This window comes from Microbacterium paraoxydans (genome assembly GCF_018224615.1).
In the GTDB taxonomy this organism is placed as follows: Bacteria; Actinomycetota; Actinomycetes; order Actinomycetales; family Microbacteriaceae; genus Microbacterium; species Microbacterium paraoxydans_B.
In genome coordinates this window covers 324,246-341,921 of sequence record NZ_JAGTUK010000002.1, presented here as the reverse complement: position 1 = coordinate 341,921, position 17,676 = coordinate 324,246, and the positions used below count along the sequence as shown (strand labels likewise).

Genomic DNA, 17,676 nt, shown 5'->3' with positions numbered 1-17,676 from the left:
CATCCGACCCGAGGACTCGCCATGACCGAACCCACCATCCTGCACGCCGTCTTCACCGCGAAGCCGGGTGCGTCCGACCGGGTTGCGGCTCTGCTGCGCGAGTTCGCCGAGATCGTGCGCGCCGAGGAGGGCAACATCGTGTTCGACGCGACGCGCCTGGTCGACGACCCCGACCGCTTCTTCGTGTACGAGGTGTACCGCGACGAGGCGGCCTTCCAGGAGCACCTGGCGGCCTCCGCCGGAGTGCCCTTCAACGCGGCGCTCCAGGAACTGATCGTCGAGCCCGCCTCGATCCTCACCTTCCTCCGCCGCGTCTGACCCCACCGCGCTCGCCCCTCGCCGGGTGCGGGTGTGCGGACGCGCCCGGGCGGAACTCCGACGGTCACGCCGTCCTCTCGTGGCCGCTCCGCACGAGAGCGGTCGAACGTATGCCGATAGACAGGTGTACTGCCGGGTACGGCGGCCGGTTCGCGCCTACGGTTGGGCGGGTGTGGCGTGGGGCCACACGCGAACTCCACAGGGGAACTCTCATGAAACGAACACGCACGAGCGTGCTCGCGGCCGCCGCTCTGGCCGCACTCTTCATCTCCGCGTCGACGACGCCCAGTGTCGCGGATACCGGGAAGTCACCGCACGCACCGGGCCACTACATCGTGGTGCTGACGTCCGACCCGGTCGCCACCTATCAGGGCGGGGTGAAGGGTCTGAAGGCGACCAAGCCCGCCAAGGGCCAGCAGCTCGACGCGAACGCCCCCGACGCCCAGGCGTACGCGAAGTACCTCGCTGCGGTGCAGTCCGACCTGCTGACGCGCGTGGGGGTGACCCCCGATTACACGTACCAGACCGCGCTCAGCGGCTTCAGCGCCACGCTGACCGCCGAGCAGCTGTCGCAGCTCCAGGCGTCGAGTGAGGTGGCGGGCGTCTATCCCGACGAGCTCGCCCACCCGACCGAGACCGACGGCCCGACTCCCGCACCGGACGACGCCGTCACCAAGACCACCAGCGACGCCGAGGACAAGACCAAAACCAAAGACAAGACCACGTCCACGGACAAGCCCAAGACCAAGACCAAGACCAAGACCAAGGAGAAGCACAAGCCCACTCCCACGCCTGCGCCTGCGTCATTGGCGTCTCCCAACTCGACGGAGTTCCTCGGACTCGGCAGCGACGACCACGGCACCGGCGGAGTGTGGGACGAGCTCGGCGGCGTCGACAACGCCGGTGAGGGCGTGGTGATCGGAATCCTCGACTCCGGCATCACCCCCGAGAACCCGTCGTTCGCGGGGGCACCGCTGAAGACCGGGAAGCCGAAGGCCCCCGGCACGAAGTTCACCGGCAAGGAGCCGTACACCGACGGCAAGACGATCTACTACGACAAGTCCGACGGCGGGCAGTTCCACGCCGACATGGTCGACGGCGACGGATGGAGCACGAGCGACTACTCCACCAAGCTCATCGGCGCGCAGTACTTCCTCGATGGCGCGAAAGCCAACGGTGCCGACGTGAAGGCCGAGGGAGACTTCCTCTCCCCGCGTGACAACAAGGGGCACGGCACGCACGTGGCCAGCACCGCCGCCGGCGACTTCCACGTCCCGGTGACGATCGACGGTCACGACTACGGCACCATCTCCGGCGTCGCGCCCGCCGCCAAGATCGCCGTCTACAAGCCCTGCCACTACGACGACACCGGCAAGGGCGACTGCGCGACCAGCGATCACGTCGCCGCGATCGACAAGGCGGTCGCCGACGGCGTGGACGTCATCAACACCTCTCTGGGCGGCGCACCTCCCACCTCCGTGCACAACCCGATCGATGAGGCCTACCGCAACGCCGCCGAGGCGGGTGTCTTCGTCGCCCTCGCCGCCGGAAACGAGGGCCCGGGCGCCTCCACCTCCGACAATGCGGCCCCGTGGTACACCACCACCGCGGCCTCGACGTACACACCGCGCGAAGGCACCGTCACGTTCACGGGCTTCGCGGCAGCCGGGGTCTCCGTGGTCCTCCCCGCGGGCCAGACCGTCTCGGGCCCCTCGATCTACGGCGGCGACGCGGCGTCGACCAGCGCCTCCTCCGCCGACTGCCAGAAGGGCACGCTCGACCCCGCGAAGGTGACCGGCCACATCGTCGTCTGCAACAACGGCGAGGGGCCCCTGCTCGCCGCCTCGTCCGCGGTGAAGGATGCCGGCGGTATCGGCATGGTGCTGGTGAACCTGCCCGATGGCGACCAGCTGACGAAGGCCGACATGTACGCCGTGCCGACGGTGCACCTCTCCTCGACGTACCGTGATTCCGTGGTCGACTACGTGCGCGGCGGCACCGACCGCCCGCTCACGCTCACCGGGGGCAACACCACCGGGCACCCCACTCCCACACCGCAGGTCACCTTCTTCTCGAGCCGCGGCCCGATCCTGGCCGATGGGGGCGACGTGCTCAAGCCGGAGATCACCGCCCCCGGCGCCGATGTGCTCGCCGCCTACCTGAACGATGCGCAGGGCGCGCCCGCGTTCGCGTTCGACTCCGGCACCTCGATGGCATCGCCCCAGATCGCCGGGCTCGGGGCGCTGTACCTCGGCGCGCACCCGCACGCCACGCCCGCGGAGATCAAATCCGCGATCATGACGACCGCGCACGACACGCTCACGTCGGACGGCTCGGCCAACACGGATCCGTTCGAGCAGGGCGCCGGCGAGGTCGACCCGACGCGCTACCTGCACCCGGGACTGCTCTATCTGAACGGGCCCGACGACTGGACCGCGTTCCTCAAAGGCAAGGGTCTCGACGACTCCGACGCCGTGGACGCGATCGACGGCAGCGACCTCAACCTCCCCTCCATCAGCATCGGCGCCCTGGCCGGCACGCAGACCGTGACGCGGAGGGTGACGTCCACCGAAGCCGGCACGTTCACCGCCACCGCTGACGTCGCCGGCGTCGACGTGAAGGTGGAACCGTCCACGCTCACGTTCGACGCCCCGGGCGAGACCAAGTCGTTCACCGTGACGTTCACCACGGACGGCGCCCCGCTGCACGACTGGGCGACGGGCTTCCTCACCTGGGCCGACACGTCCACGACGGTGCGCTCGCCGATCGCCCTGTTCCCGGTCGCGTCGGATGCACCGGCGGTGGTCGCGGCGAAGGGAACCACGGGGAGCACGACGGTCGACGTCGCGTCCGGCATCGACGGTCAGATCCCTCTCGGTGTATCGGGCCTGGCGCCGTACCGCGTGCAGATCGACCCCGATCACCCGGTGGCCGGGCACTCGGGCGACGAGAGCTCCGGCGGCGAGGAGCGGACGGTCACCTTCGCGCTCACCGTGCCGGACGGAGCGACCCTGCTGCAGCTCGACCTCGACTCGTCCGACGACGAGGGCAGCCAGTTCGTCCTCGGAGCGCTCCGACTCGGCGAGGACGGGAAACTGGCCGAGCAGTGGCGCTCCGAGAACGGTGGTGCCGACCAGAAGCTCACGATCGTGTCGCCGAAGGCGGGCACGTACGCGGTCGCCGTGAAGCTGAAGAAGACCTCGCGGCCGATGACGTGGGACCTGTCCACCGCCGTCGTGACGCCCGAGGGCGCCGGGGAGTTCACCGCGACCCCCGACCCGCTCACCGCCGTGAAGGGCGAGTCGGCGAGCTACACGCTCTCGTGGTCGGGCCTGAAACCGGGCGGCCGGTACGCCGGATACGTCACCTACGGAGACGAGAAGGAGGGGACGCAGGTGAACGTCGACACCCAGTAGCCCCGCACGGCGATGGCGCCCGGCTGGTCATGCCAGCCGGGCGCCATTGCGTTGCTCCGTGCCCCGGACGAACGACCGGGAGCGAGGGGCTTACTCGTAGAGGACGGCCGCGATCTTGTCGTCCTCGATGTTGTTCTTGTCGTACCAGTACGAGCCGGTGTCGTAGAACTTCTCGACGTCGTCGCCGTTGGCCGCGTCGTAGGCGGCCTGCACGACCTGGGCGCCGATGCCGATCGGGTCCTGCGTGATGGCGCCGGCCATGGTGCCGTCCTTGATCGCGTTGATCTGTGCGGCGCCGGAGTCGAAGCCGACGATCGTGATCTTGCCCTTCTCCAGGCCCAGCTCGTTGACGGCGTTCACCACACCGATCGCGGAGCCCTCGTTGGTGCCGTAGATGCCCTTGAGGTCGGGGTGGGCGGCGATCAGCGTCTTGGCGATGTCGGCCGACTTCAGGTGGTCGCCGTCACCGTACTGGATGTCGACGATCTCGATGTCGGGGTAGTCCGACTCGATCTTCTCCACGAAGCCGTCGCGACGCTCGACACCGGTCGAGTTGATCTGCGAGTGGCCGACGATCGCGACCTGACCCTCCCCGCCGATCAGCTCGGCCATGTGCTCGGCAGCGAGCGCACCGGCGACCTTGCTGTCGGTGGCGGCGAGGCTGAGGCCCACGTCGCCGTTGCAGGGGGCGTCGAAGTAGACGACCGGGATGTCCTTCGACTTCGCCTGCTCGAGCGGGGCGACGCACGCCTCGGGGTCGAGCGCGGCGTAGGCGATGGCGTCGGGGTTCTTGTCGATCGCGGCGGTCAGCATCTCGAGCTGCTGGGCGATCTCGGTCTCGGCGGCGGGGCCCTCGAAGGTGATCTTCACGCCGAGCTCTTCGGCCTTCTGCTCTGCGCCCTTCTTCACGGCCTGCCAGAACTGGTGCTGGAAGCCCTTGGAGACCAGCGCGATGTACATCTCGCCGTCGCCGCTGCCGGTGTCGCCGCCGGAGCCTTCCTCGATGACGTCGCCGCCGCCGGCACAGCCGGCGAACACGAGCGCGGAAGCGGCCACGAGGGCTGCGAATGCGGTCTTCTTCCCGAATTTCATGAAAACTCCATTGTTTGAGGACGAGCCGGATGGTTCTGTGTGATGCCGGCCAGGGCCGGCGGTGGGACATTCCTGGTGCCAGTGCGGAGGGACTCCGCGGGTCCGGCCGGGGCCGGGAGGGGCGACGACGGGCACGGGTTTCGCCGTCGCCCTGGTCTCAGGTGCGCTGGCGGTTGCGCAGCGAGTCGAGGAAGACGGCCAGCAGCACGACCACGCCGACGACGATGTTCTGCCACTCGGTCTGGATCGACATGATGCGCAGGCCGTTCACGAGCACGCTCATGATGAGCGCGCCGATCACGGTGCCGAGGATCGAGCCGCGCCCGCCGAGCAGCGAGGTGCCGCCGATGATGACGGCCGCGATGGCCTGCAGCTCGTACCCCATGCCGATCTGCGGCTGCGCGGAGTCGAGGCGCGAGGCGATCACGATGCCGGCGATACCGGTGAAGGCACCGGCGAACATGTAGATGAGGATCGTCCAGCGGCGGGTGTTGACGCCGGAGAGCCGGGTGGCCTCCTCGTTCGAGCCGATGGCGAACGTGTAGCGCCCGAGGAGCGTCTTGGACAGCACGAGGTACGCGATGATCGCGAGCGCCGCGGTGATCAGCACGGCGTTCGGGATGCCGGGGATGATCACGCCGAGCGCGATCTTCTTGAAGTCGGGGGCCGAGGTCGAGAAGTAGATGGGCGCGACGTTCGAGATCACGAGGGCGAGGCCACCGGCGATCATCATCATCGCGAGGGTGGCGATGAACGGGGGCAGGCGGAGGAACGTGATGTTCACGCCGTTGATCAGGCCCATCAGCACACCCGTCGCGATACCGCCGATCACGCCCAGCCAGACCGGGAGGCCCAGGTTGGTGACGATCACGCCGGTCATGACGGCGCACAGGGCCATCCCGGTACCGATCGACAGATCGATGCCGCCGGTGATGATGACGAACGTCGTGCCGAGGGCGAGGATGCCGATGACCGCGGTCGACAGCAGCACGGTGGCGATGTTGCTGAAGGTGAAGAAGTTGGGGCTGGCGATCGAGAAGAAGATCACCAGCACGATGAGGGTGCCGAAGGCCAGCGACTGCTGGAACTGGCGCTTGAGGAACGCCCCGACGTCGCGCTTGTCGGTGTTCTCGTTCACCGCGGTCTGGATGATCGTCGTCGTCGACGATCCGGGCTGCTGTGGGGTGCTCATCAGTCTTCCTCCCCGTGGGCTGCGAGTTGCATGATCTTCTCCTGGCTGGCTTCCTCGTTGCGGAGCGTCCCGGTGATGCGTCCGTTCGCGAACACGGCGATGCGGTTCGCGACCCGGAGGATCTCGGGCAGTTCCGACGAGATGACGATGATGGACTTGCCCGCGTCGGCGAGCTGCTGCATGAGGCGGTAGATCTCCTCCTTCGCGCCGACGTCGATGCCTCGCGTCGGCTCGTCGAAGATGAGGATGTCGCAGTCGCGCATCAGCCACCGGGCGATGACGACCTTCTGCTGGTTCCCTCCGGAGAGGAGCTTGACGACCTGGTTCACCGAGGGGGTCTTCACGCGCAGCTGCTGCACGTACTCCTTGGTGCGGTTCTTGGCCTTGCCGTCGCCCATCCACCCGACGGCGTTGGCGTAGCTGCCGAGCGAGGCGAGCACGGTGTTGAACGTCACGTCCTGCTCGAGCATGAGGCCGAGCAGCTTGCGGTCCTCGGAGAGGTAGCCGACGCCGTGCTTGACCGCGTCGGCGGGCTGGGCGATGCGGGCCTGGCGTCCGCCGATGGTGATGGTGCCGCCGTCGCGGTGGTCGGCGCCGATCACGGCGCGGGCGGTCTCGGTGCGTCCGGCCCCCATGAGTCCGGCGAACCCGAGGATCTCGCCCTTGTGCAGCTGGAAGGAGACGTCTTTCAGGAGGTTCCTGGTCGACAGCCCCTGCACGTCGAGCACCACCGGGTCGTTCAGGTGCTCGCGGGCCTGGGGGCGCGTCCCCTCGTCGATCACGCGGCCGACCATCATCTCGATGATCTTGGGGATGGTGATCTCGGACTTGTCGAGTGATCCGATGTATGTGCCGTCGCGGAGCACCGTGACGCGGTCGGCGAGACGGCGCAGCTCGTCCATGCGGTGGGAGATGTAGACGATGCCGGTGCCGCGGGCCTTGAGCTGCTCGATCAGCACGAACAGCGTCTCGACCTCGCTGTCGGTGAGCGCCGAGGTGGGCTCGTCCATGATGAGCACCTTGGCGTTGAACGACAGCGCCTTGGCGATCTCGACCATCTGCTGCTCTGCCACGGTGAGCTCGCCGACGAGCTGCCGCGGGTTGAGGTGGATGTCGAGGCGCTGCAGGAGCTCGGCGGTCTGCGCGTTGAGCTTGCGCTCGGACAGGAACGGCCCGGTGGTGGGCTCGCGGCCCACGTAGATGTTCTGGGCGACGGTGAGGTCGGGCATCAGGTTGAGTTCCTGATGGATGATCGTGATGCCCAGCTCCTGCGCCTGCAGGGGGCTGGTGAGCTCGACCTCGCGGCCCTCGAAGGTGATGGTGCCCTCGTCCTTGGTGTAGATCCCGGAGAGGATCTTCATCAGCGTGGACTTGCCGGCGCCGTTCTCCCCCACGAGCACGAGCACTTCGCCCTCGCGCACCTCGAGGTGCACATCCTTCAGCGCCTGCACGCCGGGGAATCCCTTGCTGATCCCCTCGACCCTGAGGATGGGTCCACTCATGCGCTCACCTGCTTCCTTGGAGGTCGTATCGCGATTGGCGGATCATTCCGCCGTAAACATCGGATCAATTCTGCGTCTTGCACCCGGGTCAGTGCAAGTTGTATCTAAATGTATCTAACGATCCGCGGCGAGGGAAGACCTGTAATAACATCTTGATCTCAACCCGCCGCGGAGCCGTGCGGATCCGCTCAGTGGAGACGGATGGAGTCGACCGCGACGAGCTTGTCGCGGATGTACGCATTGGCGTGCGCGCCGAGCTCGTCGTTGTCGCTCCACAGGTTGCGCCAGATGCCGAGCATGCGACTGAGGTCGGGCGCGACCACGGCCGAGGAGAACGACTCGAACACGATCGGACCGTCGTAGCCGATGCGCCCGAGCGCCTTGAAGAACGTGTCGAAGTCGACCGTGCCCGTGCCGAGGTACCCGCGGTGGCTCTCGCCGATGTGCACGTAGCGCAGGGCGGGGGCAGCGTCGAGCACCGGCGCGAACATGTCCGACTCCTCGATGTTCATGTGGTACGTGTCGAGGTGCACGCCGAGGTTCGGCCGGTCGACCTCGGCCAGGTACGCCAGGGCCTGCCGCGCGGTGTTGAGCACGTTCGTCTCGTAGCGGTTGACCACCTCGAGCGACACCGACACCCCGCGCTGCGCGGCGTGATCCGCGACCCTGGCGATCGTGCGGCGGCTGTTCGCGAGCCCCTCGGGCGTGACCGGGTCCATGTACTTCTTCATGGCGCTGTAGATCACACCGCAGAAGTGCGTGCCGCCCAGCTCCGCGAGCACGTCGACCGCCCGGAGCAGCAGCGCCTCGCCCGCCGCGACCACCTCGGGGTCGGAGCTCGTGACGTCGGTCGCGTCGGACAGCCCGAGCGATGCGCTGACTGCGAGCCCGTGCTGGGCCAGGGCGGCCTTGGCGGCCTCGACGTCGAACGTGAAGGGGTCCATCAGCGGGAACTCGATCAGGTCGAACCCGGCCTGCTTCGTCTTCTCGACCGCGAGACGGATGCCGTCGGCGTCGAAGGTTCCGGTCCAGACGAGTCCGTGACAGCCGATGTTCATGGCACCTCTCCCGGCGGGTGTGCGGCACCGTCGCCGTCCGAATTGGCACGTGCCAAGTCCGGGTTCGACACACGCTACGTCCGCCGGGGACGAGCTGTCAAGAACTTTCTTGGCACGTGCCAATCCCTGCGCTAGCCTGGTCCCGCCACCGGGGCCGCCCGGCCGCGCACCCACGAAGGAGACCGATGCCCGCGAGCGTGAAAGACGTCGCCGCCCTCGCCGGGGTCTCCTCCTCGACCGTCTCGAACTACCTCAACCACCCGCACGTGCTCGGCGCCGCCAGTCGCGAGAAGGTGCGCGCCGCCATCGAGCAGCTCGGGTTCGTGCCCAACGAGTCGGCACGGCAGCTGCGGGCCGGAGCCAGCAAGGCGCTCGCGCTGATCCTGCTCGACGCCTGGCTGCCCTACTTCCACGACCTGTCCCGCGGCGTCGACGACGTGGCCCGCGAGGGCGGCTGGTCGCTGTTCTTCAGCAACAGCGACCGCGACGACGAACGCGAGCGACGCAACATCGACATGTTCGAAGCCCACCGCGTGCAGGGCATCGTGATCTACCCGCTCGGCGACGTGGTGCCCCGGCTCGAGCAGCTCGCCGAACGCGGCATCCGGTCGGTCGTGATCGGCCCCATCCGCGACTCCCCCACCGTCGCCTCGATCACGTTCGACGACCACGGCGGCGGGCGGCTGGCGGGCGAGCACCTGCTGTCGCTCGGGCGGCGCCGGCTGCTGTTCCTCGGCAATCCCGCGGTCGCCGAGTCGAACAACCGTCTGGCCGGGCTGCGCGAGGCCGTCGCCGGCAGCGACGCCACGGTGTCGGTGGTCGACGTGGAGCACCTTGCGACCGAGGACGGGCTCCGCGCGGGCGAGCGCATCGCCGCCCTCCCGCCGCACGAGCGCCCCGACGCCGTATTCGCCGCCAACGACATGGTCGCGCTCGGCGTGCTCACGCAGCTGCTGCGCCACGGCATCCGCGTGCCGGAGGAGGTCGCGCTGGTCGGCTTCGACGACGTGGCCGAGGCGCACCAGGGCGTGGTGCCGCTCACGAGCGTGCGCCAGCCCGGCTACGCGATCGGACGCGCCGCGGGCGCCGCCCTGCTGCAGCAGCTCGCCGACCCCGCCGCCCCGCCGCCCGCCGCGACGCCGTTCCCCGCCGAGCTCGTGGTGCGCGCGTCCACCGTGGGCGACTGAAGCCTCAGGCCGAGGGGTGGCCCACCACGCCCTTGCGGAGCAGCGCGTTGCCGTACTTGCGGGTCTCCCCCGTGCGCACCAGGAGGTAGGCCTCCTTCGCCACCCCGTAATACGCGAACCGCTCGACGAACCGCGTCGAGGCCACCTCGGTGCCCGCGGCCGCCATGAGCTCGCGCTGCACGTCGAGCACCTCGCCGTCGGCCGAGGTCATCAGATCGAGACCGGGCGCATCGTCGAGCGGCAGCACCGTGCGGATCGCGGCGACGACCTCCGGGGTCGTGGTGCCCGGCAGGTCGACCACGCGCGCGCCGATCCCCCACGCCGGGAAGTGCGCATCGGCCACCACCACCGCGTCGGAGTGGCCCATCCGGTCGAGGTGCAGCAGCAGTTCGCCGGTGAGCAGCGGGTGGATTCCTTCGAGCACGACGGCTCCTCTCGGTCGGGTGTCGGCGGCGTCAGGCCGTGGGGATGAGCTCCTCGGCGGCGAGGGACTCCCACAGCGCCGCGGGGATCTCCAGCGCAGCGTACTCGGCGTTCTGCCGCAGCTGCGCCGGACGACTGCCGCCCACCACGACCGAGCGCACCACGTCGGACTGCAGCGGGAACTGGATCGCGGCCGCGGGCAACGGCACCCCGTGGTCGCGGCACACGGCGGCGATGCGCACGAGCCGATCCCACAGCGCATCGGGGAGCTGCCCGTACTCGTAGCGGCCGTCGCGGCGGGGTTCGTCCGACGCGAGGAGCCCGGAGTTGAACACCGAGGCAGCCACGATCCCCGTCGCCGTGTCGCGACAGGCGGGAAGCACCTCGACCGCGGCGGGCTGCTCCAGCAGCGTGTAGCGCCCCGCCACCATCACGAGGTCGAGGTCGGCGGAGCGCACCGACGCCGCGATCGCCTCCGACACCATCGAGCCGATGCCGATCGCGGTCACCTCGCCGTCCGCGCGCAGCTGCTCGAGCGCGGGCAGGGCCTCCGCGAGCGCGAGGTCGAGGTCGTGCCGCTCCGGGTCGTGCAGGTAGAGCAGGTCGATGCGGTCGATGCCGAGCCGTTCGCGCGACTCGTCCAGGCTCGCCCGGATGCCCTCGGCCGAGAAGTCCCACACGCGCCGCAGGTCGTCCGGCACGTGGAAGTCGTTCGCGGTGTCGAGCCCGCCGGCGTGGTCGGGGTTGGGGCGCAGCAGCCGGCCGACCTTGGTCGACAGCACGTATTCGTCGCGGGGCTTGGTGCGCAGGAACGCGCCGAGCCGCCGCTCCGACAGGCCGAGCCCGTAGTGCGGCGCGGTGTCGTAGAAGCGGATGCCGCTCTCCCACGCGGCGTCGAGCACCGCCCAGGCGTCGTCGTCGCTCAGCGCCCGGAACAGGTTGCCGACGTTCGCGGCGCCGTAGCCGAGGGCGGGGACGCGCAGTCGCTCAGGCGTGGACATGCGCACCCGTCCAGGTGTACTCCGCGATGCTGTCGGCCTTCATCTCCATGCCCGTGCCGGGCGCGGTCGGGGCCGTGTAGGAGCCGCCCCGGATGTCGGTAGGCACCACGAAGTGCTCGTGCAGGTGGTCGACGAACTCGATCAGGCGCCCTTCGCGCGTGCCGGAGACGGCCACGAAATCGAACATCGACAGGTGCTGCACGGCCTCGCACAGCCCCACGCCTCCCGCGTGCGGGCACACCGGGACGCCGAACTTGGCCGCGAGCAGCAGGTTGGCGATGTTCTCGTTGACGCCGGCGACGCGCACGGCGTCGATCTGCATGACCGAGATCGCGTCCGCCTGGAGGAGCTGCTTGAAGATCATGCGGTTCTGCGCGTGCTCGCCGGTGGCGACGCGGATGGGGGCGACGCCGCGCGCGATCTCGGCGTGCCCGAGGATGTCGTCGGGGCTCGTGGGCTCCTCGATCCACGCGGGGTGGAACTCGGCGAGCGCGTTCACCCACTCGATCGCCTCCGACACCTCCCAGCGCTGGTTCGCGTCGATCGCGATCGGGAAGTCGGGGCCGCACACCTCGCGCGCCTTGCGGAACCGGCGGATGTCGTCCTGCAAATCGGCGCCGACCTTGAGCTTGATCTGCGTGAACCCGTCGGCCATGGCCTCGCGGGCGAGGCGCTCGAGCTTCTCGTCGGAGTAGCCGAGCCAGCCCGGACTGGTGGTGTAGCCCGGGTAGCCCGTGGCGAGGAGCTGCTGCTCGCGTTCGGCCCGACCGGGCTCGGCGGCCCGCAGGATCTGCAGGGCGTCGTCGCGGGTGAGGGCGTTGGTGAGGTAGCGGAAGTCGACCAGGTCGACGAGCTCCTCCGGGGTCATGCGGGCGAGCAGCTGCCACAGGGGCAGCCCGGCGCGCTTGGCCTTGATATCCCACAGCGCGTTGATCACGGCGCCGATGGCCATGTGCATCACGCCCTTCTCGGGTCCGAGCCACCGCAGCTGGGAGTCGCCGATGAGCTCGCGGAACGTGCCGCCCATGTCGTCGAGCAGCGGCTCGAGCTCGCGGCCCACCAGGTGCCCGGCGAGGGCGTCGATCGCGGCCACCTGCACGTCGTTCCCCCGGCCGATCGTGAACACGAACGCGTGACCCTCGATGCCGTCGGCCGCGTCGGTGCGCACGATCACGTACGCGGCGGAGTAGTCGGGGTCGGGGTTCATGGCGTCCGACCCGTCCAGGCTCAGCGACGTCGGGAAGCGGATGTCGGTGGTGTCGAGGGCGACGATACGGCTCACGGGGTTCCTCTCCATGCACGGGACTTCTCCGTGCGGATCCCTTGGAGTGTAAACATCCGATGTCTATACTGTCAACGAGACCGGCCGCCTCGACGCGGCCTCCCGAACGATCAGGAGAATCATGAAGTTCGCGCGGCTCGGCACCCCCGGGGCAGAGATCCCCGTCCTCGTGGAGGGTGACCGCTACCTCGACCTCCGCCCACTGACATCCGATGTCACGGGCGATTTCCTGGCGGGAGACGGCATTGCCCGCGTCGCCGCCGCACGCGACGCCGGGGAGCTGACCGAACTGCCCGACGCGGCCGCGCTGCGCATCGGCGCCCCGATCGCCCGCCCCAGCGCCGTGATCTGCATCGGCATGAACTACGCCGCGCACGCCGCCGAGTCCGGATCCGAGCCGCCCACCATCCCGATCATCTTCCTGAAGACCCCCAACACGGTCGTCGGCCCCAACGACACCGTCACCATCCCGCGCGGCAGCGAGAAGACCGACTGGGAGGTCGAGCTCGGCATCGTGATCGGCCGTCGCACCGCCTACCTCGACTCCCCCGACGAGGCGATGGCGCACGTGGCCGGCTTCGTCGCCGCCAACGACGTGTCGGAGCGCGACTTCCAGATGGCGGTCTCCGGCGGACAGTGGTCGAAGGGCAAGATCGCCTTCGGCTTCAACCCCACCGGTCCGTGGCTGGTCACGCCCGACGAGGTGGACCACGGCGCGCTCGGGCTGCGCAGCTTCGTGAACGGCGAGCCGCGACAGGACTCCCACACGAGCGACATGATCTTCACGGTCGAGCAGATCGTGCACCACCTGTCGCAGTACGTGACGCTCGAGCCCGGAGACCTCATCCTCACCGGCACTCCGCAGGGCGTGGCGCTGTCGGGCAAGTACCCCTACCTCTCCGCGGGCGACGTGGTGGAGATCGAGATCGACGGCCTCGGCCGACAGCGACAGGAGTTCGTGGCATGGGAGAAGAAGTGAGCACCGCAGCGGGCACGGGTGGCCTGGTCGCCATCGTCACGGGAGGAGCCTCCGGCATCGGCGCCGCGATCGCGCGGCGCCTGCACGAGGACGGCATGACCGTGGCCGTCCTCGACCGCGACACGGCCAACGCCGACGAGCGCTTCGCCGCGTTCACCGCCGACGTGTCCGACCGGGCGAGCGTCGATGCCGCCGTGACCGCGGTGGCCGAACGCTTCGGGCGCATCGACATCGTGGTGAACAACGCCGGTGTGGGCGCACAGGGCGACATCGCGGCGAACGACGACGACGAGTGGGCGCGCGTGCTGTCCATCAACGTCACCGGCATCGCCCGGGTCACCGCGGCCGCCCTGCCGTGGCTGCGGAAGTCGCCCGCGGCGGCGGTCTGCAACACCGCCTCGATCGCCTCCACCACCGGGCTGCCGCAGCGCGCGCTGTACTCCGCGTCGAAGGGGGCCGTGTCGGCTCTCACCCGCGCGATGGCCGCCGACCACCTGCGCGAGGGCATCCGCGTCAACGCCGTGAACCCCGGCACCGCCGACACCCCGTGGGTCGGACGGCTGCTCGACTCCGCGGCCGACCCCGAGGCCGAGCGCGCCGCGCTGGAGGCACGACAGCCGCACGGGCGGCTCGTGAGCCCGGACGAGGTCGCGGCCGCGGTCGCGTACCTCGTGAGCCCGGGCGCCGGCTCGACCACGGGTACGTTCCTCGAAGTGGACGGCGGGATGGCGCAGCTGCGGCTCCGCCCCGAGTGACCCTCGTCACGCTCGACCGGCCCGGTGCCTCCCCGTGAGGCGCCGGGCCGTTCCCGTTCCGCGGTGCGAGGCCGCCGGTGGGGCGGGTCAGAGGCCGTAGAAGGTGGCGGCGGTGCCGTGGAACAGTGCGTCCCGGTCGATCCCGCGGGACTCCGCCCACGCCGCCACGGCCTCGGCCCAGCGGCTGCGGGCGGACGGGTGCACGGTCGCCGACGCGCCCGACGCCTCGGGGCCGACCGCCGACACGGGCCAGTCGCTCCCCCACATCAGGCGCTCCGGCCCGAACACGTCGGCCGCGGCGTCGAGGAACGGCTCGAGCTGCGCGGCACTCCAGTCGCCGCCCGCCTCCGCCGGCAGGCCGGACACCTTGCAGAACGCCCCGGGGTGCCGCGCGAGCTCGGCCAGGTCGCGCTCCCACTCCACGGTCGGCGCGAGAGGGCTGGCCGCGGTGCCGACGGGCGGCTTGCCCAGGTGGTCGAGCACGATGCGCAGCTCGGGGATGGCAGACGAGATGCGGGCCACGTCGGGCAGCTGGTCCGCGCGCACGCACGCGTCGAACGTCCAGCCGTGCGCCGCGACCTCGCGCGCCCCGGTGATGAACGCCGACGACAGCGCGACCCCGTCCGGCTCGCTCTGCAGGTTGTGCCGCACACCCACCACCAGGGGCTCGGCGGTCAGGCTCTCCAGGTGCACGGTGGTGTCGGTGCCGCGGTCGAGCCGGGCACCCGCGACGATGCCGACCACGCCGAGCCGCTCGGCCCGCTCGGCCACCCACCGCACCTCGGCGAGGTAGTCGCCCTCGACCGTCTCGGCCTGGACGAACACCGCCCGTTCCTCGGTCGCCCGGTCGACGCGCGCCGCGGCGAGCTCGTCGTCGGCGAACCTCCGGTCCAGCGGGCCCTCCAGCCACGTGTACTCCAGGGCGCGCGGATCCCACAGGTGCAGATGCGAGTCGAGGAGGCGCATGACCCCATCATGCCGCAGACATCGGATCACTGTGGGAGGATGACGCCATGGCTGTCACTGACGAGGCGATCGAGAAGATCAAGGCGATGATCGTGTCGGGCGAGCTCGCCCCCGGCGACCGCCTTCCCCCGGAGAAGGAGCTGTCGGAGCGCCTCGGACTGTCGCGCAACTCGATGCGCGAGGCGGTCAAGGCGCTCGAGGTGATCCGCGTGCTCGACGTGCGCCGGGGCGACGGCACCTACGTCACGAGCCTGGAGCCGCATCTGCTGCTGGAGGCGATCGCTTTCGTGGTCGACATGCACGACGACGACTCGATGCTGGAGATGTTCGCGGTGCGCCGCATGCTCGAGTCGCAGGCCACCGGGCTGGCGGCCACGCTCGGCAGCGACGAGGCGATCGCGGCCGTGCAGCAGGAGGTGGACGGCATCGACGCCTCGGTCGGCATCGAGGAGCTCGTCGACCACGACATCCGCTTCCATCGGGAGATCGTCGCGATGGCCGGCAACGCCTACCTGGCGAGCCTGATCGAGCACCTGAGCAGCCAGACAGTGCGGGCGCGCGTGTGGCGCGGTCTCACCGAGGGCGGTGCGGTCGAGCGGACGCTGTCGGAGCACCGGGCGATCGCCGATGCGATCGCCCAGCGCGACCCCGCCCTCGCGACCTCGCTGGCCACGGCGCACATCGCCGGGGTGGAGCGCTGGCTGCGGCAGGCCGCCACGGCCTGAGCCGCGCGGCGTGCGGCGGAGCCGCCGTGCGGGTCAGGCGCCGAGGCGCACCATGGCGGCGTCGAACTCGGCCGCCGAGCTGTCGCTCACGGCGTCGAACAGCACCTGGTCGAGCACGTCGGGCGCGGCGGTGAAGTAGGGGACGCCGGAGCGGCGGAGGCCGACCAGGTCGTCGGCGGAGCGCAGCGAGGCGGCGAGCACGTTCGAGTCGCTGCCGGCGCACATCTCCTGCATCCGCGCGATCACGACCTCGGCGTCCATGCCCGCGTCGCGCATCCGGCCGAGGTACGGCGCCAGGTACTGCGCGCCGATCGCGGCGCACGCGAGGGCCTGCGACACGGAGTACACGGCAGTGACCAGTACGGTCGCGCCGTCGCGCACGAGGGCGGCGGCGGCGGCGAAGCCGTCGGCGGTGGCCGGCACCTTCACGGCCACGCGGTCGCCCAGCGCGCGGATGCCTTCCGCATTGCGCAGGAAGGACGCGGTGTCGCCACCCCAGGTCTGGAAGAACACCTCGCGCGCGCCCTCCTCGACCCACCGGGTGTACAGGTCGGGGATCTCGGCGGCGGTGCGGCCGCCGCGTTCGAGGATCGTCGGGTTGGTCGTGACACCGTGCACCACGCCCGCGGCGAGCAGCCGGGAGACGCGGTCGACGTCGGCACTGTCGACGTACAGGCGGGGCGCGATCGGGGTCATCGGGGTCTCCTCGCGGGAACCTGTCGTTACAGGTTCGGTTTCGGCTAATGTAATGACAGCTCCCCGGCCGTGTCAAAAGCCAGCGGAGCGCCCGTGCTGTCGAGGAGGATCAGGAGCGAGATGACACCCGCACACCCCGGCGACCGCCCCGGCGTCGTCATCGTCGGCAGCGTCACCGCCGATGTCACCACCTTCTCCGGTCGCCTCCCCGCCCGCGGCGAGACCATCCTCGGCGACGAGTTCACGCTCATGCTCGGCGGCAAGGGCGCCAACCAGGCCGTCGCGGCCGGACGCTCCGGGGCACGCACCAGCTTCGTCGGCTGCGTGGGAGACGACCTGTTCCACGACCTCGTGGTGGACGGGCTCACGGCCGCGGGCGTCGACCTCACGCACCTGCGCACGGTTCCCGGCCCCACGGGCATCGCGCACATCCGCGTCGACGCGTCCGCACAGAACGACATCGTGATGGTGCCGCTCGCCAACGCCGCGCTCAGCACCGAGCAGATCGACGCGGCCCTCGCGGCTCTCGCCCCCACCACGTCCGTGCTGCTCACCCAGCTGGAGACGCCGTCCGCCCTGACCGCCCACATCACGGCGCGCGGTCGCGAGCACGGGATGACCGTGATCCTCGACCCCGCCCCCGCCGCCGAACTGCCGCCGGCCCTGTGGCGCAGCATCGACATCGTGACGCCCAACGAGACCGAGGCGTCGCTCATCAGCGGCATCGACGTGACCGATCCCGAGTCGGCCGAGCGCGCCGGCCGCTGGTTCCTCGCCCAGGGGGTGGGCGCGGCGGTCGTCACGCTCGCCGGGCAGGGGTCGTGCGTCGTCACGGCCGACGGAGCGATCGTCGTCCCGCCGTTCCCGGTGGAGGCGGTCGACACGACGGCCGCGGGCGACGCCTACGCCGGGTACCTGGGTGCGGCGCTCGCGAGCGGCAGCTCCCTGACCGACGCCGTGCGCCTGGCGACCGCGGCGGGCGCCCTCGCCGTCACCAAGCAGGGCGCGTCTCCCAGCCTTCCGCACCGCGCCGAGGTCGATGCGTTCCTCGCGGAGCGCGAGACCGCCGCCGTCGCGAACTGAC

Annotated in this window: 16 protein-coding genes; 7 read left to right on the top strand and 9 right to left on the bottom strand. The window is 70.2% G+C overall.

Features of this window, described 5'->3' with window-relative positions; all coding sequences use genetic code 11:
- Positions 1–21: 21 nt before the first annotated feature.
- Together KE274_RS07260 and KE274_RS07255 are read left to right on the top strand one after the other, a co-directional pair.
- Positions 22–318: a putative quinol monooxygenase gene (locus tag KE274_RS07260; RefSeq protein WP_211542302.1), complete on the top strand. Its 297-nt coding sequence runs from the start codon at positions 22–24 to the stop codon at positions 316–318.
- Between the two features lie 212 nt (positions 319–530).
- Positions 531–3,734, top strand: a complete 3,204-nt coding sequence (locus tag KE274_RS07255) for a S8 family serine peptidase (RefSeq protein WP_211542300.1) — start codon at positions 531–533, stop codon at positions 3,732–3,734.
- A 90-nt stretch (positions 3,735–3,824) separates the two neighbouring features.
- On the opposite strand, the gene KE274_RS07250 is transcribed toward KE274_RS07255, so the two are convergent.
- The 4 genes from KE274_RS07250 to KE274_RS07235 form a co-directional block, all read right to left on the bottom strand.
- Positions 3,825–4,826, bottom strand: a complete 1,002-nt coding sequence (locus KE274_RS07250) for an ABC transporter substrate-binding protein (RefSeq protein WP_211542298.1) — start codon at positions 4,824–4,826, stop codon at positions 3,825–3,827.
- 157 nt (positions 4,827–4,983) lie between these two features.
- On the bottom strand, positions 4,984–6,018 hold the full coding sequence (locus tag KE274_RS07245) for an ABC transporter permease (RefSeq protein ID WP_211542296.1): 1,035 nt from the start codon (positions 6,016–6,018) through the stop codon (positions 4,984–4,986).
- On the bottom strand, positions 6,018–7,520 hold the full coding sequence (locus KE274_RS07240) for a sugar ABC transporter ATP-binding protein (RefSeq protein WP_211542294.1): 1,503 nt from the start codon (positions 7,518–7,520) through the stop codon (positions 6,018–6,020). Before KE274_RS07240 ends, KE274_RS07245 begins: the two co-directional genes overlap by 1 nt.
- A 188-nt stretch (positions 7,521–7,708) precedes the next feature.
- Positions 7,709–8,578 carry a sugar phosphate isomerase/epimerase family protein gene (locus KE274_RS07235; protein ID WP_211542292.1) on the bottom strand — a complete coding sequence of 290 codons (870 nt, stop codon included), beginning with the start codon at positions 8,576–8,578 and terminating at the stop codon, positions 7,709–7,711.
- Positions 8,579–8,763: 185 nt separating this feature from the next.
- Here KE274_RS07235 and KE274_RS07230 point away from each other — a divergent pair, with 185 nt between their 5' ends.
- Positions 8,764–9,765: a LacI family DNA-binding transcriptional regulator gene (locus KE274_RS07230; protein ID WP_211542290.1), complete on the top strand. Its 1,002-nt coding sequence runs from the start codon at positions 8,764–8,766 to the stop codon at positions 9,763–9,765.
- Positions 9,766–9,769: 4 nt separating this feature from the next.
- Here KE274_RS07230 and KE274_RS07225 read toward each other — a convergent pair whose 3' ends face one another.
- Genes KE274_RS07225 through KE274_RS07215 form a run of 3 tightly spaced genes read right to left on the bottom strand, consistent with a single transcriptional unit; the run spans position 9,770 to position 12,471 of the window.
- Positions 9,770–10,189: an RbsD/FucU family protein gene (locus KE274_RS07225; protein WP_211542288.1), complete on the bottom strand. Its 420-nt coding sequence runs from the start codon at positions 10,187–10,189 to the stop codon at positions 9,770–9,772.
- Between the two features lie 31 nt (positions 10,190–10,220).
- Positions 10,221–11,189 (bottom strand): aldo/keto reductase, encoded by a 969-nt coding sequence (locus KE274_RS07220; protein ID WP_211542286.1) that lies wholly within the window; start codon positions 11,187–11,189, stop codon positions 10,221–10,223.
- Positions 11,176–12,471, bottom strand: a complete 1,296-nt coding sequence (locus KE274_RS07215) for an L-fuconate dehydratase (RefSeq protein WP_211542284.1) — start codon at positions 12,469–12,471, stop codon at positions 11,176–11,178. Before KE274_RS07215 ends, KE274_RS07220 begins: the two co-directional genes overlap by 14 nt.
- A gap of 121 nt (positions 12,472–12,592) precedes the next feature.
- On the opposite strand from KE274_RS07215, the gene KE274_RS07210 reads away from it, so the two are divergent.
- A complete protein-coding gene (locus KE274_RS07210; protein ID WP_211542282.1) occupies positions 12,593–13,450 on the top strand; it encodes a fumarylacetoacetate hydrolase family protein in 858 nt (285 codons plus the stop codon).
- Positions 13,447–14,205 carry an SDR family NAD(P)-dependent oxidoreductase gene (locus KE274_RS07205; RefSeq protein WP_307872164.1) on the top strand — a complete coding sequence of 253 codons (759 nt, stop codon included), beginning with the start codon at positions 13,447–13,449 and terminating at the stop codon, positions 14,203–14,205. Before KE274_RS07210 ends, KE274_RS07205 begins: the two co-directional genes overlap by 4 nt.
- Before the next feature lie 87 nt (positions 14,206–14,292).
- On the opposite strand, the gene KE274_RS07200 is transcribed toward KE274_RS07205, so the two are convergent.
- Positions 14,293–15,171 (bottom strand): amidohydrolase family protein, encoded by an 879-nt coding sequence (locus KE274_RS07200; RefSeq protein ID WP_211542278.1) that lies wholly within the window; start codon positions 15,169–15,171, stop codon positions 14,293–14,295.
- Positions 15,172–15,218: 47 nt separating this feature from the next.
- Between KE274_RS07200 and KE274_RS07195 the strand changes: the two genes are divergently transcribed.
- On the top strand, positions 15,219–15,896 hold the full coding sequence (locus KE274_RS07195) for a FadR/GntR family transcriptional regulator (protein ID WP_211542276.1): 678 nt from the start codon (positions 15,219–15,221) through the stop codon (positions 15,894–15,896).
- 33 nt (positions 15,897–15,929) lie between these two features.
- On the opposite strand, the gene KE274_RS07190 is transcribed toward KE274_RS07195, so the two are convergent.
- Positions 15,930–16,592 carry a transaldolase family protein gene (locus tag KE274_RS07190; RefSeq protein ID WP_211542274.1) on the bottom strand — a complete coding sequence of 221 codons (663 nt, stop codon included), beginning with the start codon at positions 16,590–16,592 and terminating at the stop codon, positions 15,930–15,932.
- A 120-nt stretch (positions 16,593–16,712) separates the two neighbouring features.
- On the opposite strand from KE274_RS07190, the gene KE274_RS07185 reads away from it, so the two are divergent.
- On the top strand, positions 16,713–17,675 hold the full coding sequence (locus KE274_RS07185; protein WP_211542272.1) for a ribokinase: 963 nt from the start codon (positions 16,713–16,715) through the stop codon (positions 17,673–17,675).
- Position 17,676 lies beyond the last annotated feature (1 nt).